Source organism: Streptomyces sp. NPDC000941 (genome assembly GCF_053599555.1).
On record NZ_JBSFMM010000029.1, the window covers coordinates 1 to 24,345 of the forward strand.

18 protein-coding genes are annotated in these 24,345 nt (G+C 71.5%); 9 read left to right on the top strand and 9 right to left on the bottom strand.

Translation table 11 applies throughout. The features are described from left to right. Positions 1 to 486: 486 nt before the first annotated feature. The 6 genes from ACWDSL_RS12295 to ACWDSL_RS12320 all read right to left on the bottom strand — a co-directional run bounded on the left by ACWDSL_RS12295 (position 487) and on the right by ACWDSL_RS12320 (position 7,241). Positions 487 to 2,109, bottom strand: coding sequence for a DoxX family membrane protein (locus ACWDSL_RS12295; protein WP_450484398.1), 1,623 nt, complete (start codon positions 2,107 to 2,109; stop codon positions 487 to 489). A 334-nt stretch (positions 2,110 to 2,443) separates the two neighbouring features. Further along, complete coding sequence (gene rlmB, locus ACWDSL_RS12300; RefSeq protein WP_450484400.1) at positions 2,444 to 3,397, bottom strand: 23S rRNA (guanosine(2251)-2'-O)-methyltransferase RlmB; 954 nt, start codon at positions 3,395 to 3,397, stop codon at positions 2,444 to 2,446. A gap of 181 nt (positions 3,398 to 3,578) precedes the next feature. Further along, positions 3,579 to 4,979 carry a cysteine--tRNA ligase gene (gene cysS / locus ACWDSL_RS12305; RefSeq protein WP_450484402.1) on the bottom strand — a complete coding sequence of 467 codons (1,401 nt, stop codon included), beginning with the start codon at positions 4,977 to 4,979 and terminating at the stop codon, positions 3,579 to 3,581. 131 nt (positions 4,980 to 5,110) lie between these two features. After that, a complete protein-coding gene (gene ispF, locus ACWDSL_RS12310; protein WP_450484404.1) occupies positions 5,111 to 5,662 on the bottom strand; it encodes a 2-C-methyl-D-erythritol 2,4-cyclodiphosphate synthase in 552 nt (183 codons plus the stop codon). Beyond that, on the bottom strand, positions 5,652 to 6,443 hold the full coding sequence (ispD, locus tag ACWDSL_RS12315; RefSeq protein WP_450484406.1) for a 2-C-methyl-D-erythritol 4-phosphate cytidylyltransferase: 792 nt from the start codon (positions 6,441 to 6,443) through the stop codon (positions 5,652 to 5,654). Before ispD ends, ispF begins: the two co-directional genes overlap by 11 nt. Positions 6,444 to 6,758: 315 nt before the next feature. Beyond that, a complete protein-coding gene (locus ACWDSL_RS12320; RefSeq protein ID WP_003953493.1) occupies positions 6,759 to 7,241 on the bottom strand; it encodes a CarD family transcriptional regulator in 483 nt (160 codons plus the stop codon). A gap of 659 nt (positions 7,242 to 7,900) precedes the next feature. Between ACWDSL_RS12320 and ACWDSL_RS12325 the strand changes: the two genes are divergently transcribed. Further along, on the top strand, positions 7,901 to 8,617 hold the full coding sequence (locus ACWDSL_RS12325) for a DUF461 domain-containing protein (protein WP_450484408.1): 717 nt from the start codon (positions 7,901 to 7,903) through the stop codon (positions 8,615 to 8,617). A gap of 195 nt (positions 8,618 to 8,812) precedes the next feature. Here ACWDSL_RS12325 and ACWDSL_RS12330 read toward each other — a convergent pair whose 3' ends face one another. Both ACWDSL_RS12330 and ACWDSL_RS12335 read right to left on the bottom strand, forming a co-directional pair. Next, positions 8,813 to 9,493, bottom strand: coding sequence for a response regulator transcription factor (locus tag ACWDSL_RS12330; protein ID WP_014177580.1), 681 nt, complete (start codon positions 9,491 to 9,493; stop codon positions 8,813 to 8,815). Next, a complete protein-coding gene (locus tag ACWDSL_RS12335; protein WP_089508420.1) occupies positions 9,490 to 10,779 on the bottom strand; it encodes a sensor histidine kinase in 1,290 nt (429 codons plus the stop codon). Before ACWDSL_RS12335 ends, ACWDSL_RS12330 begins: the two co-directional genes overlap by 4 nt. 211 nt (positions 10,780 to 10,990) lie before the next feature. On the opposite strand from ACWDSL_RS12335, the gene phoU reads away from it, so the two are divergent. The 4 genes from phoU (at position 10,991) to ACWDSL_RS12355 (ending at position 15,282) form a co-directional block, all read left to right on the top strand. Next, complete coding sequence (gene phoU, locus ACWDSL_RS12340) at positions 10,991 to 11,668, top strand: phosphate signaling complex protein PhoU (RefSeq protein WP_450484411.1); 678 nt, start codon at positions 10,991 to 10,993, stop codon at positions 11,666 to 11,668. Between the two features lie 225 nt (positions 11,669 to 11,893). Beyond that, a complete protein-coding gene (locus tag ACWDSL_RS12345; RefSeq protein WP_358630155.1) occupies positions 11,894 to 12,052 on the top strand; it encodes a hypothetical protein in 159 nt (52 codons plus the stop codon). 123 nt (positions 12,053 to 12,175) lie between these two features. After that, positions 12,176 to 14,278: a sensor histidine kinase gene (locus tag ACWDSL_RS12350; protein ID WP_450484413.1), complete on the top strand. Its 2,103-nt coding sequence runs from the start codon at positions 12,176 to 12,178 to the stop codon at positions 14,276 to 14,278. A gap of 146 nt (positions 14,279 to 14,424) precedes the next feature. After that, positions 14,425 to 15,282, top strand: coding sequence for a haloalkane dehalogenase (locus ACWDSL_RS12355; RefSeq protein ID WP_450484415.1), 858 nt, complete (start codon positions 14,425 to 14,427; stop codon positions 15,280 to 15,282). Between the two features lie 7 nt (positions 15,283 to 15,289). On the opposite strand, the gene ACWDSL_RS12360 is transcribed toward ACWDSL_RS12355, so the two are convergent. Next, a complete protein-coding gene (locus ACWDSL_RS12360; RefSeq protein WP_450484417.1) occupies positions 15,290 to 15,898 on the bottom strand; it encodes a response regulator transcription factor in 609 nt (202 codons plus the stop codon). A 111-nt stretch (positions 15,899 to 16,009) separates the two neighbouring features. Between ACWDSL_RS12360 and ACWDSL_RS12365 the strand changes: the two genes are divergently transcribed. The 4 genes from ACWDSL_RS12365 to ACWDSL_RS12380 all read left to right on the top strand — a co-directional run bounded on the left by ACWDSL_RS12365 (position 16,010) and on the right by ACWDSL_RS12380 (position 24,258). Further along, positions 16,010 to 16,741, top strand: coding sequence for an ABC transporter ATP-binding protein (locus ACWDSL_RS12365; protein WP_450484419.1), 732 nt, complete (start codon positions 16,010 to 16,012; stop codon positions 16,739 to 16,741). After that, the gene (locus ACWDSL_RS12370) at positions 16,741 to 19,209 is read left to right on the top strand and encodes an ABC transporter permease (protein WP_450484421.1); all 2,469 of its coding nucleotides are present in this window, start codon (positions 16,741 to 16,743) and stop codon (positions 19,207 to 19,209) included. The genes ACWDSL_RS12365 and ACWDSL_RS12370 overlap by 1 nt, the downstream gene beginning before the upstream one ends. Before the next feature lie 281 nt (positions 19,210 to 19,490). Then, the gene (locus ACWDSL_RS12375; RefSeq protein ID WP_450484423.1) at positions 19,491 to 20,234 is read left to right on the top strand and encodes a hypothetical protein; all 744 of its coding nucleotides are present in this window, start codon (positions 19,491 to 19,493) and stop codon (positions 20,232 to 20,234) included. A gap of 571 nt (positions 20,235 to 20,805) precedes the next feature. Continuing rightward, positions 20,806 to 24,258, top strand: a complete 3,453-nt coding sequence (locus tag ACWDSL_RS12380) for an Ig domain-containing protein (RefSeq protein WP_450484425.1) — start codon at positions 20,806 to 20,808, stop codon at positions 24,256 to 24,258. Positions 24,259 to 24,345: the final 87 nt, after the last annotated feature.

Sequence of the window (24,345 nt, forward strand, 5' to 3'; positions counted from 1 at the left end):
CGTGTTGATCCGGGCCGCGGCCTGCGCGCGGCGCCTGGGCCGCGGCCCAGGCGCCGCGTGCCGCGGTCGGCCGCGCCCCTGGAGCCGTGCGGCGGCTGCGGCCCGGGGTAACCGCGCCCTGCGGTAGCCGCCCCGCAGTACGCGCGTGAGCGCGGCCTCGCGCGCGTGTTGACCCGGGCCACGGTCCGGGCGCCGCGCGCCTGGAGCCGTGCGCTGGTACGGAGCGCCGCGCCCCGAGGTAACCGCGCCCTGCGGTAGCCGCGCCCGGACAGCCGCTGGCCCCGGACAGCGGCCGGGCCCGGGCAGCGGTCAGCCCAGGCGCCGGCCCGGACAGCCGTCGGCCCGGCCCAGGCAGTGCCGGGCCGGGCCGGGGCGCCAGCCGGGACGTAAGCCGGGGCGCAGCTCGCGGCACCTCCGCGAGCTGCGCCACGACGCCACATCGCGGCGCGTCAGCGCGCCGACCGCCGCGTCAGCCAACCGGCCCCGTCAGCCGAGGAGCCCGCCGAGGGCGCCGCCGTTGCTCTCCGGGGAGCTCTCGCCGTAGCCGTACGAGTCGCCGGACGTGCCGCCGCTGCCCGTGACCGCCTCGGGCCAGGTCTCGCCCTCGCCGGTGCCGAGACCGCCCCGGCCGCCCCGGCCGGTCCGCCCGCCCGCCGACGACGGCCCTTCCGTGGTCTCCGGGCCGACTGCGGGCCGCCGCGGCTGCCCTGGGACCGTCCGCGCGCCGCTGTGCGACGGGCGGGGGCGGTGGGAGCCGCCGGCCGGGGCCGGCGCGCTGGGCGAGCCCGTGGAAGAGGCCGCCGACGGGGCGGTCGGGCTGGTCCGCGGGGTGCGCGGGGACGGCGCCCCGCCCGTGCCGAGGGGGCCGCGGGTGGCGCCGCTGGGGCTCTGGTCGGCCCGCCGGGGCAGCGGCGAACCGGGCAGGTTGTTCGTCGGGGTGTCGCTCGGCTCCGGTCCGCGCACCGTCTCCGAGGCCCGTACGGCGCCGCCGAGCATCGAGCCGAGCAGCAGCGTCACCCCGACCACGATCATCGCCATGAAGCCGCCCCGGCGCAGCACCCGCCGCCGCAGCGCCCACAGCCCGACCCGCGGCCCGAGCCGCCGCCACGCCTCGCCCGCGAGCCGCGCGTCCGTCGAGTACACCGGGGCGCCCGCGATGATCAGCGGGCTCCAGGCGGCGAGGTAGATGATGTCCGGCGCGTCGTACACCGGTACGGTCCGCCAGCTCACGGTCAGGATCAGCGCGGCCGACAGCGACGCGCCGAAGAAGGCCGCCAGCCGCTGCCACAGCCCCAGCACCGTCAGCACCCCGACCACGACCTGTAGGAAGGCCACCGTCAGGCCCGCACCCACCGGATGCCCGAGCGCGAAGTCGCGCAGCGGCTCGGCGATCGCCCAGGGGTGCAGCGAACGCAGCCAGGTGACCATCGAACCGCGCTCGCCGCCGTCGAAGTAGACCGGGTCGGAGAGCTTGCCCATACCGGCGTAGATGGAGATGAGGCCGAGGAAGACGCGCAGCGGGAGCAGCACCACGCCCAGGTTCATCCGGCGGCCGGGGTAATAGGCGTGCCGTACGGACTCGGCGTGGCGGCGCGGGCGCGGCACCTCGGCGCCCCGGCTCCCGCTCCCGCTCCGGGCCGCCCGGCCTTCGGCGGTCCGCCCCCCAGCCGTCCGCCGCTCCCCCGCCTGCGGGGGCACTCCACCGGCTGCCGCCGGGGCGCGGCCCCGCTCGGCGTATGGGCTGCGGCGCGGGCCGATGACCGTGGGCGGGCCGTCGTCGAAGGCGAGCCGCGGCAGCACCTGGGTGGCGGCCACGTCGTCGCCGCCGTCCCCGACGCCGGAGGCGCCGTCGGCCCCCTTTGCCCCTCTTTCCGCGAGTTCCACCCCCGCGTACCGCACGGCCTGCAGCAGCCGGGTGGTGTCCGCGTCGCCGCCGGGCCGGGTGCGGCCGCTCCAGACCACGGGCGGGCGGCGCCGGGCGGCGGCCGGGACGCGGGCGAGCCGCGTCGTGTCCGCCAGCGCGTCGCTCACCACCGGGGCGGCGAGCCGCACCCGGAAGCTCGCGGGATTGACGGTGACCTGTGCCGGATCGCTCGGCACCTTGGCCATGGTCAGCCGTGGCTCGTCGTCAAAACCCGGTGCGCGTCCCCCCAAGGGCGTGCGGGGTGTTCTGGTCTCCACGCTCAACTAACCGAGTGACGCGCGGATAGGACACTGCCGTGACCGCCCCGAGGTGTCCGAGGCCCGTCAAGCCATGATCATGTGAGACCCCTCAGAGCATGATCGCTCCAGCTCCGGGCGCGGCCCGGGTGCCGGACCGGGGCGGCCCGGGAGCCAGACCGCTCGGCTCCGGTGCCGGGCCGGGAGCCCGACCGGGGGCAGCCCGGGAGCCCGACCGGGGCGGCCCGGGTGCCGGACCGGGGCCCCGCCCGGAGCCCGACGCTCAGCTCCGGTGCCGGACCACCTCGTACAGCACGACGCCCGTCGCGACGCCCGCGTTGAGCGATTCGGCGCCACCGGGCATCGGGATGCGCACCAGGACGTCACAGGTCTCGGCGACCAGCCGGGACAGCCCCTTGCCCTCGCTGCCGGCCACGATCACCACCGGCCCGTCCAGCACCTCGGCGTTCTGCACCTCGGTATCGCCGTCCGCGTCGAGCCCGACCACCATCAGGCCCGCCTTCTTGTACGCCTCCAGCGCGCGCGTGAGGTTGGTCGCCCGCGCCACCGGCGTACGCGCCGCGGTGCCCGCCGAGGTCTTCCACGCCCCCGCCGTCATCCCGGCCGCGCGCCGCTCCGGCACCACCACGCCATGGCCGCCGAACGCCGACACCGAGCGCACCACGGCGCCCAGGTTGCGCGGGTCGGTGACCCCGTCGAGGGCGACGATCAGCGGGTCCTTGCCCTCCTCGGCCGCGGCGTCGAGCAGGTCCTCGGGGTGCGCGTACTCGTACGGCGGCACCTGGAGCACCAGCCCCTGGTGGTTGAGGCCGTTGGTCATCCGGTCCAGCTCGGGGCGCGGGGCCTCCATGAGGTGGATACCGCCGCGGTCGGCCGCGAGCTTCAGCGCCTCGCGCACCCGCTCGTCGCTGTCGATGAACTGCTGGACGTACAGCATGATGGCCGGCACGCCCTCGCGCAGCGCCTCGACGACCGGGTTACGGCCGACGACCAGCTCGTTCGTACCCTTGCCGCCGCCGCGCCGCGGGGCCGGGCGGCGGGCCGCCTGCTTGGCGCGCGCGTTGGCGACGCGCTGCTTGGCATGGCCCTTGCGCATCTCGGCGGGCGGGGTGGGGCCCTTGCCCTCCAGGGCCCGGCGCCGCTTGCCGCCGCTGCCGACCGTCGCGCCCTTCTTGTTGGCGGTGCGACGGTTCCTGCGCTGGCTGTTGCCGGCCATGGGGTTCACCTGTTTCTCATCCGTGGCCGCCCGCCGGCCGCCCGGCCCTGACGGGCCTCACGGCTTCGCGCGGCTGCGCCCCCGGGCCTGGTCCGGCGGCTGCCTGCTTGGGTCATGTCGTAGGGGTGCGCCGGGGCGCACCGCGTCGGTGGGTCGGTCAGTCGGGGCGGGGCCGCCGGGGTCAGCGCGAGCCGAGCTCCCAGCGCGGCCCGCTCGGGGTGTCCTCGATGACCAGCCCCGACTGCTGAAGCTGATCGCGGATGGCGTCCGCCGTCGCGTAGTCCTTACGGGTCCGCGCGGCCTGCCGCTGCTCCAGGACCAGCCGTACGAGCGAGTCGACCACGCCGTGCAGATCCTCACCCCGGTCGGGGCCGCCCGCCCAGTGCTCGTCGAGCGGGTCGAGGCCCAGCACGCCGAGCATGGCGCGCACCTCGGCCAGCCGCGCGACCGCCGACTCCTTGTCGTCGGCGGTCAGGGCGGAGTTCCCCTGGCGGACGGTGGTGTGGACGATCGCGAGCGCCTGCGGGACGCCGAAGTCGTCGTCCATCGCCTCCGCGAACGCGGGCGGCACCTCGGGCGCGGGCGGAACGACCTTCCCGGCCTTCTCGGTGACCCGCTGTACGAAGCCCTCGATGCGCGCGAACGCGGACTCGGCCTCGCGCAGCGACTCCTCGCTGTACTCGATCATGGAGCGGTAGTGCGGGGTGCCGAGGTAGTAGCGCAGCACGATGGGGCGCCAGTGCTTGACCATCTCGGAGACCAGCACCGAATTGCCGAGCGACTTGCTCATCTTCTCGCCGCTCATGGTCACCCAGGCGTTATGCGTCCAGTACGTCGCGAAGTCGTCGCCGTACGCCTTGGCCTGCGCGATCTCGTTCTCATGGTGCGGGAAGATCAGGTCGACGCCGCCGCCGTGGATGTCGAAGGCCGAGCCCAGGTACTTATGGGCCATCGCCGAGCACTCCAGGTGCCAGCCGGGCCGGCCGCGCCCCCACGGGGTCTCCCAGCTCGGCTCGCCGGGCTTGGCCGCCTTCCACATGGCGAAGTCGCGCGGATCGCGCTTGCCGTACTCACCCTCGCCGGAGGGCTGGCGCAGCCCGTCCAGCTCCTGGTTGGAGAGCTGGAGATAGCCGGGGTACGAGCGCACGTCGAAGTAGACGCTGCCCTCGGCGGCGTAGGCATGACCCCGCTCGATCAGCCCCCGCATCATTTCGATCATCTCCGGCACATGGCCGGTGGCCCGGGGCTCATAGGTCACGGGCAGGCAGCCGAGGATGTCGTACGCGGAGTTGAACGCGCGCTCGTTCTCATAGCCGATCGCCCACCAGGGGCGGTTCTGCTCCGCCGACTTCGCGATGATCTTGTCGTCGATGTCGGTGACGTTGCGGATGAACGTCACGTCGTAGCCGCGGTAGCTGAACCAGCGGCGCATGATGTCGAAGTTGAGCCCCGACCTGATGTGCCCGATATGCGGGGCGGCCTGCACGGTCGCGCCACACAGGTAGATCGAGACGCAGCCCGGCGTGAGCGGGTTGAAGTCACGGATCTGCCGGGCGCTGGTGTCGTACAGGCGAATAGTCACGCATCAAGGGTAGACGGAACGCGGCAGTGCCCTGTGTCCCTATGCCCACAGGGACACAGAAGCGTGACACTTGGGACGCTCCGGCCACGGAACCGCTCGGCCGAACCGCTCGGCGGAGCGACCTCCCCTGCCTATGCCGCGGGCGGCCGGCCCGTCCGCACCACCAGGGCCGTGGCGATCGCCGCGAGTCCCTCCGCGCGGCCGGTGAGGCCCAGCCCGTCGGTGGTGGTGCCCGAAATCGCCACGGGCGCCCCGACCGCCGCCGAAAGGGCCTTCGTCGCCTCGTCCCGCCGCTTGCCGATCTTCGGGCGTACACCGATCACCTGGATCGCCACATTCCCGATCTCGAACCCCGCGGCGCGGACGATCCGGGCGGCCTCGGCCAGCAGGGTGACCCCCGAGGCCCCGGCCCACTCGGGGCGGTCGGTGCCGAAGTGCGCGCCGAGGTCGCCGACCCCGGCGGCGGAGAACAGCGCGTCACAGGCGGCGTGCGCGGCGACATCGCCGTCGGAGTGCCCGGCCAGGCCGTACTCTCCGTACTCCTCGCCCTCCCACAGCAGACCCGCGCACCACAGCTCGCGGCCCTTCTCGAAGGCGTGTACATCCGTGCCGATGCCCACGAGCGGCAGCCCGGCGAGGGACCCGCCATGGACCTCAGAGGGTCCGGAATTCTCAGAAGCCATCGGTGGCCCTCCTGCGGGCGAGCACGGCCTCGGCCAGCACCAGATCCAGCGGCCGGGTCACTTTGAACGCCTCCTCATGGCCTGGCACGACCACGACCTCGGCCCCAAGACGCTCCACCATCCCGGCGTCGTCCGTCGCGCCCTCGCCCTCCAGGGCGATCTTCTCGTGCGCCTCGACCAGCGTGGCCCGGTCGAAGCCCTGCGGGGTCTGTACGGCGCGCAGCAGCGCGCGGTCCGGGGTGCCGACCACCGGCTCGGGCTCCCCGGCCCGGTCGCCGGTGCGCGGTTCGACCTGCTTGACGGTGTCGGCGAGCGGCAGCGCCGGGACGACGGCGGGCGCCCCCTCCCGTACGGCGGCGACGACCGCGTCCACGGTGTCGACGGGGACCAGCGGGCGCGCCGCGTCATGGACGAGGACACAGCTGATGTCCTCGGGGACGGCGGCCAGGCCGCGCCGCACCGACTCCTGGCGGGTCTCACCGCCCGGCACCACGACCACGTCGGTGGTGCCGGTCAGCGGATACGCGTCGAGCAGCCGGCGGACCTCATCGGTCCCTTCCGGCGGGGCGACCACGACGACCAGCGCGACGGAACGGGACCGGGCCATCGCGCGCACGGCGTGGACCAGCATCGGCGTACCGCTGAGCGGACGCAGCGCCTTGGGCGCGCCGGGCCCGAGCCGCACCCCGCGGCCCGCGGCCGGGATCACGGCGGCGGTACGGGTGGGGCGGGCGGGGCTCTCGCTGCCCCCGGGGTTCACGGACTGCCCTGAGACGGACATTGAGTTGGCGTTCAGGTTTGCTTCCTCGACCGAAATGGGTATGGCCACAGCGTGCCGGGCGCGATGCCCCGACCAGCCCCTTCCGTGACGACTGGTCGAGCCAGCTGCCCGGGCCCGGCACACCAACACCGCCGGCGCGGAGCCGGCAGGCGGTCGGCCGGAGCATCGGCCGTGGTGACCCGTGGTGACAGTGGGCCGGATTTCGGGGCACTTCATCAGGGGACCGGAATCTTCGGCGACACCGGCATGCGCACATGCCGCAGCGCCCGGCGACAGACAATGTCTGAATCACTCGGGCACCGCGGCATCTATGTGTCAGGACGCGAGGACCTCGTCGAGCAGGGCCTCGGCCTTGTCCTCGTTGGTGTTCTCAGCGAGGGCGAGCTCACTCACCAGGATCTGGCGTGCCTTGGCAAGCATGCGCTTCTCACCGGCGGAGAGTCCGCGCTCCCGCTCTCGGCGCCACAGGTCGCGCACCACTTCGGCGACCTTGATAACGTCGCCGGAGGCGAGCTTCTCGAGATTTGCCTTGTAGCGACGGGACCAGTTCGTCGGCTCTTCGGCGTACGGTGCGCGCAACACCTCGAAGACCCGGTCCAGCCCGTCCTGGCCGACCACATCACGCACACCGACGAACTCCGCATTGTCCGCCGGCACGCGAACCGTCAGATCACCCTGAGCGACCTTCAGCACCAAGTAGGTCTTGTCCACGCCTTTGATCTGGCGAGTTTCGATGGCCTCGATCAGCGCGGCCCCGTGATGGGGATAGACCACGGTGTCGCCAACCTTGAACGTCATGTGACAGGTACCCCTTCCGTGGCTATCCAGGGTAACACGGGAACGCCTTCTTCTGAATGGCGTTTTCGCAGGTCAGGGCATATCTCGGGGCTTGACAACAGCAGGCGGAACGTGCTGGGCGGGGCTGGCGGAAGCGGGTATTCGCAGGTGGGAGCGGCTGCACGGGCGCAGCGAAACCCGTACGTTACACCCCCCAACAGCCCCTCACGAGTGACCTTACGTCCCGTTTTGCCGGAGTCCAGTCGAAGGACTTCCGCTACTCCGTTCGGGCCTGGAGCGAGTGATCCCATCGTCTTTCCCGAATTGATCACGCCAGAGTGGATCAGGGGTGGATCAAGAGTGGATCAAGAGTGTTGATCAATTCTCGGACGTCCACACATTCCTTACCGATAATCGCCCCTTCCACCACCGGACCGATATTCGCCATGCACGTCAGAAGTGGATCCGGGAAGCCGGAGATCGCATCGCGCCGCCTCCTTGGCGACGGTCTCTCTGCGGCCTCTCCACGGCCGTGGGCGGTGCCCCGGGCGGCGGGCCGGGCGGTGCGCCGGTCGGGCAGGGGCAACCCCGGGTGGGTCGGGTGCGGCCCCGGGCAAGGGGATCGGTAACCTAAGCCCGCTGATCCAACTTTTACCTAGCCCTTAGGAGATGCCGCCGCCGTGAGCAGCAGCCTTCGACGCGGCGTCCTCGCCGCCGCCGCCCTCGTGGTCTCGGTCGCCCCGCTCTCCGCTTGCGCGGCCGGGGACAACGCGCAGACGCTGCAGGTCAAGCCGGACAACGCCGCGACGTCCATCGGCGATATCAAGGTCCAGAACGCCACCATCGTGACCCAGCCGGACCGCAAGGCGAAGGGCCCGGCCGTCATCACGGCCAAGATCTTCAACAACGGCGGGGGCAACCAGACCCTCAAGGCCATCACCCTCCCCGGGACCAGCACCAAGGTGAAGGTGTCCCCGGCCAAGGGCAGCGGCGCGGTCATCATCCCGGCCGGCGGCTCGGTGCTCCTCGGCGGCAAGGGCAACCCCTCCGCGGTCATCGAGAACGGGCGCGAGGCCCCCAGAAACGGCGACGCGCAGCGGATCGTCTTCGACCTCAGTAAGACGGGCGATGTGCCGATCACGGCGTTCGTGGTCCCGGCGACGCACTACTTCGAGGACTGGGGCCCGTCGCAGATGCCGACCACGACCCCGACCACCACGGTGCCCACCACCCCGGCCGGCAAGCAGACCGGCACCAAGAAGCCGGGCTCCACGGCGTCCGGCAGCGCCACGGCGACCAACAAGCCGTCCGGCGCGGCGGGGAACGGGAACGGGAACGAGAGCGGCACGCCGGCCAACGGCATCGCCTCGGGCGAACCGACCCCGACGGGCAACTGACCCGACGGCTGCACCGACAGCAACCACTGCGAGGGCCCTGGAAGCGACTTCCAGGGCCCTCTCGGCGAAGCCAGCCCCTCCCGCACGCGCCCCTCGCACCGCTCGCACCGCTCGGCCCCAGGGGGCCTCACGGGCTTCGGGACGCTGCGCCGGACTCCGTCCGCCGGTCTCAGACCGGGGCGCCGAGGCTGCGGTTTACGGCTCGAACTTGTAGCCCAGACCACGCACCGTCACCAGATAACGCGGCGCCCCGGGGTCAGGCTCGATCTTCGCGCGCAGCCGTTTCACATGGACGTCCAGCGTCTTCGTGTCGCCCACGTAATCCGCACCCCAGACGCGGTCGATCAGCTGCATCCGGGTCAGCACCCGGCCCGCGTTGCGCAGCAACATCTCCAGCAGGTCGAACTCCTTCAGCGGGAGGTCCACCTTGCCGCCGCCGACCGTGACCACGTGCCGGTCGACGTCCATCCGTACCGGCCCGGCCTCCAGCGCGGCCGGGCTGACCTCCTCCGGCTCGCCGCGGCGACGCAGTACGGCCCGGATGCGGGCCACCAGCTCGCGCGAGGAGAAGGGCTTGGTCACATAGTCGTCGGCTCCTATCTCCAGGCCGACGACCTTGTCGATCTCGCTGTCCTTGGCGGTCACCATGATCACCGGGACGTTGGAGCGGCCGCGCAGCTGACGGCACACCTCCGTGCCGGGGAGGCCCGGCAGCATCAGGTCGAGCAGCACCAGATCGGCGCCGTTGCGCTCGAACTCGTCGAGCCCCTCGGGTCCCGTTGCCGCGATCGCGACCTCGAATCCCTCCTTACGGAGCATGTACGACAGTGCGTCGCTGAACGATTCCTCGTCCTCGACGACCAGAACTCGGGTCACGGAAGGACCTCCGGGGCAGAAAGGGGTTCACAGGAATTGGTCTCGTACGGCCGGTCCTGGTCCTCTCCATCGAGGTCAGCGTTGGTCTCGTACGGCTCGCGCGACGAGCGGTCGCGGTCTCGGTCGCGGTCGCGCACCGAGCCGGCTTCCGGCAGCCGCAGGGTGAATGTGGAGCCCTGTCCCTCGGCACTCCACACCGTGACCTCCCCGCCGTGCGAGGCGGCCACATGCTTGACGATGGCGAGCCCGAGCCCGGTCCCGCCGGTCTGTCGCGAGCGTGCCGGGTCCACCCGGTAGAAGCGCTCGAAGATCCGCTCGCGGTCTTTCTCCGAGATGCCGATGCCCTGGTCGGTGACGGCGACCTCGATCTGATCGCCGCCGGTGGCGGGGATACGGCGGGCCGCGATGCCGACGCGGGTACGGGCCGGGCTGTAGTTGACGGCGTTCTCCACGAGGTTGCCGAGCGCGGCGGCCAGCTGGCCGCGGTTGCCCCATACGTGCAGATCGGCGGTGCCGCCGGTGGCCATGGTGATCTGTTTGGTGCCCGCCTGGTGGCGGCACCGGTCGATGGCCTCGGCGACCAGTTCCTCCACGCGGACCGGCTCCGCGTCCTCCAGCGGGTCGTCGTTCTGCACCCGGGACAGGTCGATGAGCTCCTGGACCAGGCTGGTCAGCCGGGTCGCCTCGATCTGCATCCGGCCGGCGAAGCGGGTGACCGCCTCGGGGTCGTCGGAGGCGTCCATCACGGCCTCGGACAGCAGCGACAGCGCGCCGACGGGGGTCTTGAGCTCATGGCTGACGTTCGCGACGAAGTCGCGCCGTACGGCCTCGATCCGGCGGGCCTCGGTGAGGTCCTCCACCAGGAGGAGCACCAGACGGGAGCCCAGCGGGGCGACTCTGGCCGACACCGCGAGGGCTTCGCCGCGGCCCGTGCCGCGCCGGGGCAGGTCCAGTTCGATCTGGCGGATCTCGCCGTCCCGCCGGGTGTCGCGGGCCATCTGCATCATCGGCTCGACGGCCAGCTTCCCGCCGCGGACCAGCCCGAGCGCGTACGCCGCGGAGCTGGCCTTGACCACGGCGTCCGCCTCGTCGAGGACGACGGCCGAGGAGCGCAGGACGGAGAGCACGGTGTCCACGCCGGGCGGCAGCACGGCGTCGGTGTGCAGTGAGGAGCGCGTAGGCTTCGCCTGTTCGCGTTCGCTCCAGCGGAACGCCAGCATGGCGATGACGCCGGTGCACAGCCCGGCGAGCGCCGCCAGTGCGGCGATCGCCGCGTTCACGTTCATGCATCCAGGTTATGCGGGGCACGAGACAGCTCCACAGCCCCAGACGGGCACCCGTGGGGAGACGTTTCCCAGAGTTCACCGGGGCGTCAGTGGCGGTTCACTCCGGATGCCGGAACCCGACGCGTTCCAGCCGGAACGTGTAAGCCTGGGGGGCGGCGAGTGACGAGTCCACCGAGAGTCAGCAGCGAAAGACAGCGAGAGAGGGTCACTGATGCGGGACGCGTACCACGAGGAGCTCGATTCGATCGGGGACGGCCTCGTCGACATGGCCAGGTTGGTCGGCTCCGCCATCGGCCGGGCCACCACGGCGATTCTCGACGCGGACCTCAAGCTCGCCGAGAGTGTCATCGCCGCAGATGAGAAGGTCGACGGCCTGCAGCGCGACCTGGAGGCGCGGGCGATCGCGCTGCTGGCCCGGCAGCAGCCGGTGGCCACGGATCTGCGGATAGTGGTGACCAGCCTGCGGATGAGCGCCGACCTCGAGCGGTCGGGCGACCTCGCCCAGCACGTCGCCAAGCTGGCCCGGCTCCGCTTCCCGGACTCGGCCGTTCCGCGTGACTTGAACGCGACCATCCTGGAAATGGGCCAGCTGGCGCAGCGGCTGATGGCCAAGGCCGCCGAGGTGATCATCACCAAGGACGTCGACCTCGCGCTCCAGCTGGAGGAGGACGACGACGCGATGGACCTGCTGCACCGCACCCTCTTCCAGCACCTGATGGACGACCGCTGGAAGCACGGCATAGAGACGGCCGTCGATGTGACGCTGCTGGGCCGCTACTACGAGCGGTTCGCCGACCACGCGGTCTCGGTCGCCAAGCGCGTGGTGTACCTGGTCACCGGGGAGCACGCCGACGAGCTCGCGCAGTCGGAGGCTACCGAGGGGGCGTAAGGCCGCTCCAGCGGGGGCGTGACCGCGTCTCCGCGGGGGCGTGACGGCATCCCGGCGCGCCCTCGCGCGCCGGGTACGCGCCCACCGCGCGGCGGGCCCCGTGCATCCGCGCGCCGTCCATGCGCCGCTACGGGCGGGGCGGGAGGACCTGACCATGGGCAGGAGGTGACCCCTCCCGCAGATCTCCCGAGCAGATCTCCCGAAGACCTCCCAAGGAGGCGACTCATGGCCGACTTCCCCACTCCCACCCCCGCCGACCCCGCCCGGCCGGCCGCCGAACACCGCCCCCCGCTGCCCATCCTGGGCGCGTGCGGCTGCGGTTCCAGCTGCTCCTGCGGCTGCCAGTCCGGCGGCTCCTGCTCTTGCGGCGGCAGCTGCGGCTGACACATTCGCCTCACCTTGAAGGGCCTTCGACCGATGTCCGGTCGAAGGCCCTTCAAGGTTTAGGATCTTGGCCATCTTGGTCATCTTGGGCATCTGGGCGCGGCTGCTGGCGGGGGAGGTCTGGTGTCCGGTCCGGCGCGAGCCGTCACCGTCGTGGTGCTGGCCGCCTTCGCGACCGTCTTCCTGGTCGGCGGGTCGTGGCTCGCGCCCGTCGTGTTCGGCCTCCAACTGCTCCACGTACTGCCCGTACCGCGCCGGTGGCGCCCCGCGTGGCCATGGCTGCTCGCCGCACAAGCAGCCGCGTGCTACGCGGCGGTGTACGCCACCGGCACCTCCGTCGGCATCCTCGGCTTTCTCGGCGGCTCGCTCCTACTGACCCCGGTGTGGCCGCTGGCCGTACCGGTCGCCGTCGGCGCGGTGGTCCGCGGGCCCGTGGACTCGGCCGTCAGCATGGTGCTGATGAGCTTGGTGATCTACGGACTCACCCGGCTCACGGAGCGGGCCGACGAGCTCCACGCCGCCCGGCTGAGCCTGACGGCGGCCGCGGTCGCCGAGGAGCGGCTGCGGATCGCCGGTGAGCTGAGCGACGGCCTCGGGCGCGGGCTCGCCGAGATCACCACGGGTGTACGGGCGGCCCTGGCGAAGCCGGAGCGGGCCGAGCGGCTGCTCGCCGACGTCACCCGCTCGGCGCGCGACTGCCTCGCCGACGCCCGGCGCTCCGCGGCGTCCTACCGTTCCATGTCGCTGGCGCCCGAGGTGACGGCGGCGCGGGCGATGCTGACCGCGGCCGAGGTCCCGGTGGAGGTGCGTACCGGGCACACCGAACCCCTCGGCCCCGCGGGCGCGCTGCTCGCGGGCGTGCTGCGCGCGGCCGTGACCGACATCGTCCGGCAGGGCACGGCCACCGGCTGCCTGATCGAGACCGCCGCCGAGGGCGGACGGATCCGGCTGCGCGTCGTCAGCGACGGAGCGCGGACCGCGGACGACGAGAGCCTGGGCGATCTGCCCGGCCGGATCGCGGACGCGGGCGGCACCCTGACGACCGGGCTGACCCGCGAAGGGCGGCAGGTCGTGGAGGCCGCGCTTCCCGATGTGACACGCCCCCGGGAGCCGGCCGACGACCGGCACGCCCCCGCGCTCTCCCTCACCCTGCTCGTCACCGTGCTGGTCGGCTTCTCGCTCAAGGCGCTGCTGATGGTGGACGGCGACCGGGTCCTGCCCGCCGCCGCGTGCCTTGCCGTGGTGATCGCGCTTCAGGTCCGTTCGGTGCACGGACGGCACATGGTGGCGCTCGCGGTGATGGCGCTGTTCACGTATCTGCCGATCCTCGCGTTCGGCCGCGTCTGGCTGGGGGTCGCCGGGTTCCTCGCCGGGCCGCTGCTGCTCGCGTTCCGCCGGTCCGTGGCCTGGCCGCTGGTCGGCTGTGTGATGGCGAGCGTCGCGTTCATCGGGCCGCGGGTGGGCCTGTCGGTCGCGATGACGGTCAACTACACCGTCAGCACCGTGGTCACCGGGCTGGTCGTCTACGGGCTGCTGCGCCTCGACCAGATCGTGAACGAACTCAAGGAGGCGCAGCGGCGGCTGGCCCGCTCGGCGGTGGTCGAGGAACGCCTGCGCGCGGCCCGAGACCTGCACGACCTGCTCGGCCACAGCCTGGCCGGGATGCTGCTGACCTGCGAACTGGCGCGCAGACTGCCGCCCGAGCAGGCCCGTGCACAGCTCGCGAACGTCCTGGTCATGGCCGAGCGCGGCGAGGCCGATCTGCGGGCGGCCTCCGGTGGCGTGGGCAGTATGTCGCTGACCGCGGAGGCCGCCTCGGTGCGCTCGGTACTGACCGCCGCGGGCGTCTCGGCCGAGGTGTCCCTGGCCGTTCGCGGTGCGCACGACGGCCCCGACGGCCTCGGCGGCCTCGGGGCACTCCGGGCCGAGGTGGAGACCGCGCTGAGCGCGGTGCTGCGGGAGGCGGTGACCAATGTGCTGCGGCACAGCGACGCCCGCTCCTGCACGATCTCGACGGTCTCCGAGGGCGGCGGCGTACGGCTGGTCGTACGCAATGACGGGGCGCGCGGTACGGGCGGCCGTCCGGGGTCGTCGGGGATCGGGAATCTGACGACCCGGCTGGCGGCGCTGGACGGGAGGCTGACCGTGGAGACGGGCGGCGACGGCTGGTTCGAACTGGCCGCGTGGGTGCCGTACGAGGCCGGACCGCTCGGCAGAACTCCGTAGCAGCCGGCCCGCCTTGGATCGCGCGGCCGCCGATTCAGCGCCCACAGAATTTAGTAGCCATGGACATAGTAGCCATGTACTGTTTCTGTCATGAGCGACGCGCCGAAAGCGCCGACGCGACCTCTCGGCCGAAAGGACCAATCGACATGCCTGAGACACGTGTTCTCGACTCGACGATGTACTACGAGGAGTCGGGCGACGGGACGGCCTTCGTGTTCCTCCACGGGAACCCCAGCTCCTCCCACCTGTGGCGCAACGTCACGTCCGGCGTCGGCCACGGGCGGCTGCTGGCCCCGGATCTGATCGGGATGGGCCGGTCCGGAAAGCCGGACATCCCCTACCAGTTCGCCGACCACGCCCGATACCTCGACGCCTGGTTCGACGCACTCGACCTGGACCGGGTGGTCCTCATCGGCCACGACTGGGGCGGCGCGCTCGCCTTCGACTGGGCGGCCAGACACCCTGAACGGGTGCTCGGCCTGGCCTTCCTGGAGAGCATCGTGAAGCCGATGGCCTGGGACGACCTGTCCCCGCAGGCCCGTAAGCGCTCCGAGGCGATCCGTACCCCCGGCACGGGCGAGGAGATGGTGCTCGACCAGAACCTCTTCGTCCGCCAGGCGTTCACCGGCGGGGTGCTCACCCCGGTGGCCGCCGAGGAACTGGCCGCCTACCTCGCCCCCTTCCCCACGCCCGAGAGCCGACGGCCCGTCCTGGCGTGGGCCCGCCAAATGCCCCTGGGCGGCGACCCGGCGGAACTCGTCGCCCGTATCGAGGCGTACGACGCCTGGCTCGCGAAGAGCGATGACGTCCCCAAGCTGCTCATGACCTTCGAGGGCTCGCCGACCCTGCTGATCGGCCCCGACATGGCCCGCTGGTGCGCCGAGCACATCGCCGCCCTGGAGACCGTCCACTGCGGAGCGGCCGGGCATCACGCTCCCGAGGACCGCCCGGCCCAGGTCGCCGGCGCGATCTCCTCCTGGGCGGACCGCCACCGGCTCCGCTAACCGGGCCCTAGATCCAGCCCGCTTCCGTCGCGATACGGACGGCATCGGTGCGATTGCGGGCGTTGAGCTTGGTGACGATCGCGGTGAGGTAGTTGCGTACCGTCCCCGCCGTCAGATGCACCTGCGCCGCGATCTCGGTGGCCTCCGCGCCCTGGGCCACCAGCCGCAGCACCTCGACCTCGCGGGGGGTGAGCGGGTTGTCGGCCAGGTCCCATGCGGTGACCGCGAGCGAGGCGTCGAGCACGCGCTCGCCCACCGCCACTTTGCGGATCGCGCCGACGAGGTCGTCCGGCGGCGCGGTCTTCAGCACGAACCCGTCCACCCGCGCGCCGAGCGCCCGGCGCAGATGCCCCGGCTTGCCGTACGCGGTGAGCATCAACACCCGGCAGCCGGGCACCTTCTCGCGCACCACGGCCGCCGCCTCAAGACCGTCCATCGTCCCCGGCATATCGATGTCGAGCACGGCGATGTCCGGCTGATAGACCCTGGCCGCGTCCACGGCCGCGGTCCCGGAGTCGACGGTGGCGACGACCTCGATGTCCTCCTCGAGGCCGAGCAGCGCCGCCAGCGCCTCCCTGATGATGTGCTGATCCTCCGCCAAAAGCACCCGTATCACGCGGCCAGGTATACCAGCTGAGCTGCGCTCAGTCCGGATCATGACGAGGTCATGCTTCGGACATGATCAGCTCCATGGCCCGTATCGTGCCTGGCCAGCAGGGTTGAAGCCATGGCAGACACAGTGCGGTTGGACGCAGTCAGCAGGGTGTACGGCAAGGGCCAAGGGGCCGTCGCCGCGCTCCGCGAGGTATCGGTGAACATCGCCCAGGGAACCTTCACGGCGGTGATGGGCCCCTCCGGATCGGGCAAGAGCACCTTCCTGCACTGCGCCGCCGGCCTCGACACCCCCACCTCGGGCACGGTCCGGCTGGGGGACACGGACCTGACCGGGATGGACGAGACGAAGCTGACCCGGCTGCGGCGGCAGCGGGTCGGGTTCGTCTTCCAGGCGTTCAACCTCATCTCGTCGCTCACCGTGCTGGAGAACATCACCCTGCCGCTGCGGCTGGCCGGGGCCCGCCCGGACAAGGCGTGGCTGGGCGAGATCGTGCGACGCGTGGGACTTGAGGGGCGTACGGCCCGCCGCCCCGCCCAGCTCTCCGGCGGCCAGCAGCAGCGCGTCGCGCTCGCCCGCGCGCTGGCCGCCCGCCCCGAGGTGATCTTCGGCGACGAGCCGACCGGAGCGCTCGACACGATGACCGCCCGCGATGTCCTGACCCTGCTGCGGGAGACCGTCGACGACATGGGTCAGACGGTGGTCATGGTCACCCACGACCCGGTGGCGGCCTCGTACGCGGACACCGTCCTTTTCCTGGCCGACGGCCGCATCGTCGATGTGATGGGCGCCCCGACCTCCGACAAGATCGCCGAGCGGATGACCCGGCTGGGAGCGTGGAACTGATGGCCGTGCTGACCCTCGCACTCAAGACGCTGCGCCACCGCAAGGCCGCCTTCGTGGGCGCGTTCGTCACCCTGCTGTGCGCCGCCGCGCTCGTCACCGCCTGCGGGATGCTGCTGGAGACCGGGCTGCGGGGCCGGGTCGCGCCCGAGCGTTACGCGGGCGCCCCGGTGCTGGTGGCCGGTGACCAGTACGTGCACCAGACGATCCACAAGTCCAACGGCAAGACGAAGCACAAGGCGAAGCCGATCGCCGAACGCGCCTGGATACCGGCGTCGTTGGCGCAGCGGCTGCGCCGGTCCCCGGGCGTACGCGAGGTGGTCGCCGAGGTGACCTTCCCCGTGTCCACCCCCGCGTCCGCCAAGACCGGCCCGGCCCAGGGCCACGGCTGGGACTCGGCGGCGCTCACCCCCTTCGCCCTGGCCTCCGGCCATGCCCCCAAGGCCGCCGACGAGGTGGTCGTCGACGCCCGCTCGGGTGCCCGCGTGGGCGCCCGGCTGCCCGTTCTGACCTCGGCCGGCCCCGCCACGTACCGGGTGTCGGGCGTCACCCGGCAGGCCCTGCCCAGCCAGGACACGCTCTTCTTCGCCCCGGCCGAGGCACGGCGGCTCGCGGGCCGCCCCGGCCAGGTCAGCGCGATCGGCGTCTTCCCGAAGGCCGGGCAGCAGCCGGATGTGACCGCCGCCCTGCGCGGGACGAAGGCATTGGAGTACACCGGGGACGGCCGCGGCACCGTGGAATTCCTCGACGCGGAACAGGCGCGCGTCAAGCTCATCAGCATGGGCGGAGCGCTCGGCGGCACCTCGCTCCTGGTCGCCATCCTCGTCGTGGCCGGCACCTTCGCGCTCTCCGTCCAGCAGCGGCAGCGGGAGATCGCCCTGCTGCGCGCCGTCGCGGCCACCCCGAAGCAGCTGCGCCGGCTGCTGGCCGGCGAGGCGCTGGTGACCGCCGTCGCGGCGGGCCTCCTCGGCTCCGCCGTCGGCATCGGGCTCGGCTTCTGGCTGCGGTCCCGGTTCGTGGCCCTGGGCGCCGTACCGGAACATCTGGCGCTCGTGGTCAGCCCCTTCCCCGCCTTCGCCGCACTGCTCGCCACCGCGCTGGCCGCCTGGGCCGCCGCCCGCCTCTCCGCCCGCCGGGCGGCCCGGGTACGCCCGGTCGAGGCGCTGGGCGATGCGGCGCTGCCCACCGCCCGACTGCCCTGGGTCCGGCTGGTGGCCGGACTCCTCGCCACCGCCGCCGGGGCCGTACTCACCCTCGTACTGTCCACGCTGTCCACCGAGGCGGCCTCCGGCCCGGTGGTGCTGCTCACCGCGCTGATCTGGACCATCGCGGTCTCCCTCCTCGGCCCCCTCCTGGCCCGCGCCGCGGTCGCCCTGCTCTCCCTGCCCCTCCGCGCCTCCCGCGTCGGCGGCCACCTGGCCGCGGCCAACCTGCGGGCCGGCTCCCGGCGGCTGGCCTCCATCATCACCCCGCTGTGCCTGCTCACCGCCCTCACCTGCACCATCCTGTTCAGCCAGACCACGATGAGCCACGCCGCCCAGCACGAGGCCGCCTCCGGCAACCGCGCCGACTACGTCCTCGGCCCCCGCGTCCCCGCCTCCCTCGCGGAGTCCCTGCGCGACCGGCCCGGCGTCGAGGCCGTCACCGAAGTCCTGCACACCTCGGTACGGGTCGGCCTGAAAAAGTACGGGGCGCAGGCGGTGACCCCCGCCGGCCTCGAGCGGACCACCGACCTCGGCGTGGTCGCCGGCTCCCTGCGCCACCTCGGTACGGACTCCCTGGCCGTCAGTGAGAACGCCGCCGACCGGCTCGGCGTATCCGTGGGCGACACCGTCCACCTCACCCTGGGCGACGGCACCCCCGCCGCCCTCAAGGTCGCCGCCCTCTACACCCGCGGCCTGGGCTACGGCGACCTCACCCTCTCCCACGCCACGGTGGCCCCGCACGTCGACAACCCCATGGGCACCCTCTTCGTCACGGCCCCCGACCTGCCCCGCGCCGAACTGTCCAAGTTGGCCTCGGCCGTCCCCGGAGTCACGGTCATGGACCGCGCCGAGGCCGTCGCCGCAAGCACGACCAACGCCGAGGTCAACTACGTGGCCATGGGCCTGATCATCGCCTTCACCGCGATCGCCGTCATCAACACCCTCTCCATGTCCACCTCCGACCGCTCCCGGGAACTCGCCCTGCTCCGGCTGGTCGGCACCACCCGCCGCCAAGTCCTCCGCGTACTGCGCCTGGAAACCCTCACCGCCCTCGTCATCGCCACGACCCTCGGCACCGGTATCGCCTTCCTCACCCTGACCGCCTACGCCACCGGCATGACCGACTCCTCCACCCCCCACATCCCCCCGCTCACCTACCTCGCGATCCTCGCCCCCACCGCCGCCCTGGCCCTGGCCGCCACCGCCCTCCCGGCCCGCCTGGCCCTCCGCCAGCACCCGGCGGAGGCGATCGGCGCCCGCGAGTGACTGGCGCTTGCCGCTTGTTGTTGTGTCCCGTACGGCGACCCCAAAGGGACCGCCGTACGGGACATGGGTAACAGCTGGTCAGGCCGCCGGCAGCTCCATGACCAGTGGCCCGGATGTCAGAGCGCGGGGCGTTCCTCGGGGAGAGGATTCCGTACGTGCGGCAGTCGGCGTTCGTCGCTGGCGCCCATGGCGGCGAAGTGCTGTACAGGTATGCACGGTGTGTGGTCGGACTGCCGCATGGATGCCGTGGAGCGCGGCAGGCGTCTTAGTAGGCTCTGGCCATGACGCTCGCGTACTGGGAACGGCACCGCTTCGACGACTTGGCGGTGGCGGCCGACCGGGACGAACTGCTCAAGTCGGCGGACCGGAACCCGGACCCCTGCGCCGCCTTCCTCAGCCTGCTGCGCTCCGGTCGACGGGACGCGGTGTGCACGGCGCTGGAGTACTTCCACTACCAGGACCGGCAAGCCCGGTGGGGCTTCGGCAACCCACTGGACGAGTACGCCGCGGAGGTGCTGGACCGCGCCCGGTGGGTGCTGCGCGGGACGCCGCTGCCGGAAGCACGAGGGCAGGACCGGGCCAGCGCACTGTGGGCGATCCAGAACCACGCCGAAGCCGCGGACGCCCCACTGATCACCGCCGCGCTGCGCGCTGTGAACGGCGACGTCGTCGACGATGGCGCCGTGTCCGCCGCCGGGCAGTGCCTCTACGCCTGCGATGTCCCTGAGGACTTCGAACTTGTCGCCCAGCTCGGGACGATGGCCCTGGACGAGGACCGCCCCCTGCGAGTCCGCGCGGCGTGCGCAAGCGCGCTGGCCTCGGCGGAATCCGAGCAGGCCGCCGACATCGCGGTACGGCTGACCGACCTTCCGGAACTCGAGCTTCAACTGGCCGGCGCCCTCGTCCTCACCGCCCACCTCTACACGCATCGCCCCCTCCTCGAACGCCTGCTGGCCACCTGGCCCTCCAACACCCCCCAGGCCGCGGACATCCGCGATGCTTTGGAGGAGGACGACGGCGCATGACGCACCCGCAGTCGGGCGGCTCGGCCCGGGTGGCGCTCGAGCGCAAGGGCAGCGCGCAGGGCCCTCCCCCCACCTCCTCATAAAAAGATGCTTGCTCTACATCAAGTACTGCATCAAGCGGTTATTCAAGAGTGGGTGGGTGGAGAGCCGACTGACCGGCTCGCCACCGCGCGGCGGGCGGCAGGCGGCCGGGGCGCGGCCGCATACGCCTGTCGGGACTGTCTGCGCACGCCTCTTGTGTGGTGGGGCCGGGGTATCTATGGTTCACAGAAATCGGTTTCTAAGAAGTCCGCAGCCATGCGGAGCCATGCAGAATCATGTGACAACCGGGCGTGACCTGGGTACTGGGCAGTGCTACGGCCGTACTCACCCGCATCGGACACCGCCGACGACCCGCTGATGTAGAAAGCGTATTCCAACCCCGTGGTTCTCACCCAGGGCGCCGTCTGACCGGAGTCCGCCCCCTCACCCCCCACTCATTCCCGGCAGGCACCCACACCCACTGGAGAGTTGTATGTGGAAAAAATCAGGGATGAGGCTCAGACATACGCGGTGGTGGGCGATAGCCACCGTGGCATGTGCTCTGCTCGCGGCCTTCGTTCCGGCGTCCTCCGCTGCGGCGGCGACCACCTCCGGCCCGGTGACCGGCGACGCCTTCCCCGCCGTCACGCTGAAGGAGGTCACCAGCAGCGACGGGTTCGTCCACCCCGGTATCGCGGTGAGCGCGTCGAGCCTGCGGCTGGCTCGCCGCCAGGTGCTTGACGGCGTGGAGCCATGGGCCTCCTACTACGCGTCCATGCACGGCACCACGTACGCGTCGCGCACCCTCACCCCCGTCAACGGTGGGTCCGGGGTCGACACCCCGAAGTCGGACGCGTTCAACTCGCAGGGCATCGAGTCCAGGTTCATCCAGGATGCCTTCGGCGCCTACACCCAGGCGATCGAGTACTTCATCACGGGTGACCCCGTCTACCGCGCGAACGGTATGCACATCATCCGGACGTGGTCGCACATGGACCCCGAGAAGGTCGCGCCGTATCCGGACGACCACATCCACGCCGGCGTCCCGTTGATGCGCATGCTCGCCGCGGCCGAGATCTTCCGCTACTCCAGCGTGAATCCAGGCTCCGACGGCTACGACACCGGCTGGACCGACTCGGACACCACGAACCTGACCAAGAACCTCGTGACGCCCGTCATCAAGACCCTGCTCTACGGCAACACCTTCTTCATGAACCAGCAGCTGTACCCGATCGTCGGTGAGCTGGCCGGCTACGTGTTCACCGACAACCGGGCCGGCTACGAGCAGGCTGTCGAGTGGTTCTCGGTCAACAAGTCCAACCCGAACCGCGACACCAACGGGGCCCTGAACTCCCTGCTCCGCGTGATCAGCGCGGACGACCCGCTGAACAAATACGGCTACTCGTTCGTACAGCACCAGGAGATGGGCCGCGACCAGGCGCACGCATGGGACGGCATCGACATCGCGACGGAGATCTCGCGCATGCTCACGGTGCAGAAAACCCGGCTGGACCCGGTCGCCGGCACCGTGTCCAGCAAGCCGAGCGCCGTGTCCCCGTTCCGGTTCGGCAACGACCGGCTGCTCGCGGGAGCGGACGCCTGGTACGCGTACATGACGGGCAAGACCGTCCCGTGGATCGACACCACGGGCGGTCCCGGCAAGCTCTCCGAGGCCTACCGGGGACGCGTGTTCCAGCCCATCGACGAGCTCTACAACATCTACCGGTACGAGTTCGGGGTCGACGTCAAGGAAGTGGCCCCCAACCTCGCGAAGGTCAAGGAGCAGGCCGACGGCCCCGAGTTCTTCTGGGGGACAGGGGCGTACAACTTCTGGAACAGCAACCCCGACTACAACCCGGACTACTGGCTGTCGCTGCCCGAGAAGGTGGCCGGGCAGACCCGCCCGAAGCAGGACAACCCCCTGGTGCGGATGGCGCACCGCTCCATCCCCCTCGACGGCCGCTCCGGGGTCCGCGAGGAGGACGGACGCGACATGGTCCGGATGCGGGCGTCGAAGAAGGGCGCCACCATCGCGGTCCGCACCCTGATGTACGACAGCCGTAACGGATACAGCCCGGTGGGGGTGCTGATCCGCACCAACGGCCCGGCGACCCTGGAGATCCGCAAGGACATGTCGCTGAAGCCGTACCACACGGTGAGCCTGCCCGACACCCACGGCAAGTGGCGTTACGTCACGTACGACATGGACCTCGGCATCCTTCACGGGAGCACCGCGGGCGACAACCTGGCGTACTACACGGTCACCGGCGCCTCCGATGTGAACGTCGACATCGACAGCGTCAACCTCCAGGCCAAGGCCCAGCTCACCCCGCCGGCCTTCCCGCAAGGGCAGCGGACCACACTGGTCGGTGTGGCCGGGGCGCCGCTCAAGCGGTCGCTCGCCGCGACCGACTCGGGCGACGACACCCTCACCTACGAGGCTTCCGGCCTTCCCGAAGGCGCCACGGTCGACAGCACGACCGGAGCGTTCAGCTGGACACCCACGAGCTCCCAGACGAGCTCCCAGACCGGTGACGTCCACGCGTCCGTCGTCGCCTCCGACGGCAAGACCGACACCGTCCTGAAGCTCGACCTGGTGGTCGCACCGGACCGGGCGGGCGCGCTCACCGCGGCACAGGACGGGTTCGACCCCAAGGCGACATACGTCCGCGCACCCCTCCAGAAGTTCAAGGACGCGGTGTCCTCCGTCAAGGCCACCATCGACACGGCCGATGACAGCACCTTCTCGGCCGGGCTGGTCACCGTGCAGGACGCGGTGAAGGCGCTGCGACTGCTCAACCCGAAGCTCGCCGACGGCACCCTGAGCTATCCGGCGCTGGTGACCTCGTCCCTGTCCGAGGCCAATGTCTGGAACATGACCGACGGTGACATCAACACCTTCTCCGGCGATCTGAGGGCTCCGTTCACGCTGGACTTCGGGACGGGATTCGGGGTGCGGGCCGACGCGTTCGGGCTCCAGGCCCGGTACAACTTCGGCAACCGCTCCGAGGGCGCCAACGTCTACGGGTCGAACGACGGCTCCACCTGGACCCTGCTGACCTCACGGGAGACCACCAACACCACCCCGGACTTCAAGATGGAGACCATTCCGGTCCTGTCCAAGGTCCAGGACAAGACGTTCCGGTTCTTCAAAGTCCAGGTCGACGACCCGGGCGTGCCCACCGACCCGAGCTACCCCGGGATCTCCTCCTTCGGCGAGCTCCGGATTCACGGTTCCCGGGTCGAAACGGCGCAGGCCGTCAAGTCGGCGACGCTCTCGTCCAGCAACTCCGACCCCAAGCGGGCCGTCAACGGCGACAAGGTGACGCTCGACCTGGTGGCCACGCAGCCGCTGGCCAAGGTGAACGTGCGCATCGAGGACATCGACGCGGAGGTCACCAGCACCGACAGTGAGCACTGGAGCGCCACGGCGGTGCTGCCGGACGACGTGGACTTCGGCCGCGCACTGCGCTTCACGGCCGACTACACGACGGCCGACGGCGAACCCGGCTCGACGGTCTTCCAGACCACCGACGGGTCGTCGCTCCAGCTGTGGAACACCCATATGGTGCCGGACCAGATCGACCAGGGCTGGGTCGACGCGTCCACCCCGCAGTGGCCGGGGACCGGTACCACGGCAGCCAACGGATGGCGGATGTTCGACGGCGACATCGCCACGTACACCGACACCACCGCCTCGACCGGCTGGGTGACCGTCAAACCGACCGACGGCTCCTCACTGGCGGTCGACGCGGTGCTGATCCGCCCCCGTGCGAAGTACCCGGACCGGGCCAACGGCACGGTGCTGCAGAGCTCCACCGACGGCGGGAAAACCTGGACGACCTTCCTGACCGTCGCGGGCGTGACCAGTGACCAGCAGTGGTACACGTTCAAGCTGCCCCAGCACACGGTGATCCCGATGCTGCGGGTCTACGACGGACATGGTGGCAACGCCAACCTCGCCGAGGTCCAGCTGTTGCGGTCCGACTCGTCGTCGAAGTAACGCCACCAGGGCCGCGAACGCTCGGCCCCGGCCCGGCAGTAAGCCCCCTGCTCGCGGAGAACCGCAGGCAGGGGGCTTATTCGTAGC

Coding starts and splice junctions, on each gene's coding strand:
- ispD (WP_450484406.1), bottom strand. CDS start 6,443: ATGTCCGTCTCAGGGCAGTCCGTGAACCCCGGGGGCAGCGAGAGCCCC.
- ACWDSL_RS12370 (WP_450484421.1), top strand. CDS start 16,741: ATGGCCGTGCTGACCCTCGCACTCAAGACGCTGCGCCACCGCAAGGCC.
- ACWDSL_RS12365 (WP_450484419.1), top strand. CDS start 16,010: ATGGCAGACACAGTGCGGTTGGACGCAGTCAGCAGGGTGTACGGCAAG.
- ACWDSL_RS12375 (WP_450484423.1), top strand. CDS start 19,491: ATGACGCTCGCGTACTGGGAACGGCACCGCTTCGACGACTTGGCGGTG.
- phoU (WP_450484411.1), top strand. CDS start 10,991: ATGCGGGACGCGTACCACGAGGAGCTCGATTCGATCGGGGACGGCCTC.
- ACWDSL_RS12355 (WP_450484415.1), top strand. CDS start 14,425: ATGCCTGAGACACGTGTTCTCGACTCGACGATGTACTACGAGGAGTCG.
- ACWDSL_RS12335 (WP_089508420.1), bottom strand. CDS start 10,779: ATGAACGTGAACGCGGCGATCGCCGCACTGGCGGCGCTCGCCGGGCTG.
- rlmB (WP_450484400.1), bottom strand. CDS start 3,397: ATGGCCGGCAACAGCCAGCGCAGGAACCGTCGCACCGCCAACAAGAAG.
- ispF (WP_450484404.1), bottom strand. CDS start 5,662: ATGGCTTCTGAGAATTCCGGACCCTCTGAGGTCCATGGCGGGTCCCTC.
- ACWDSL_RS12345 (WP_358630155.1), top strand. CDS start 11,894: ATGGCCGACTTCCCCACTCCCACCCCCGCCGACCCCGCCCGGCCGGCC.
- ACWDSL_RS12295 (WP_450484398.1), bottom strand. CDS start 2,109: ATGGCCAAGGTGCCGAGCGATCCGGCACAGGTCACCGTCAATCCCGCG.
- ACWDSL_RS12320 (WP_003953493.1), bottom strand. CDS start 7,241: ATGACGTTCAAGGTTGGCGACACCGTGGTCTATCCCCATCACGGGGCC.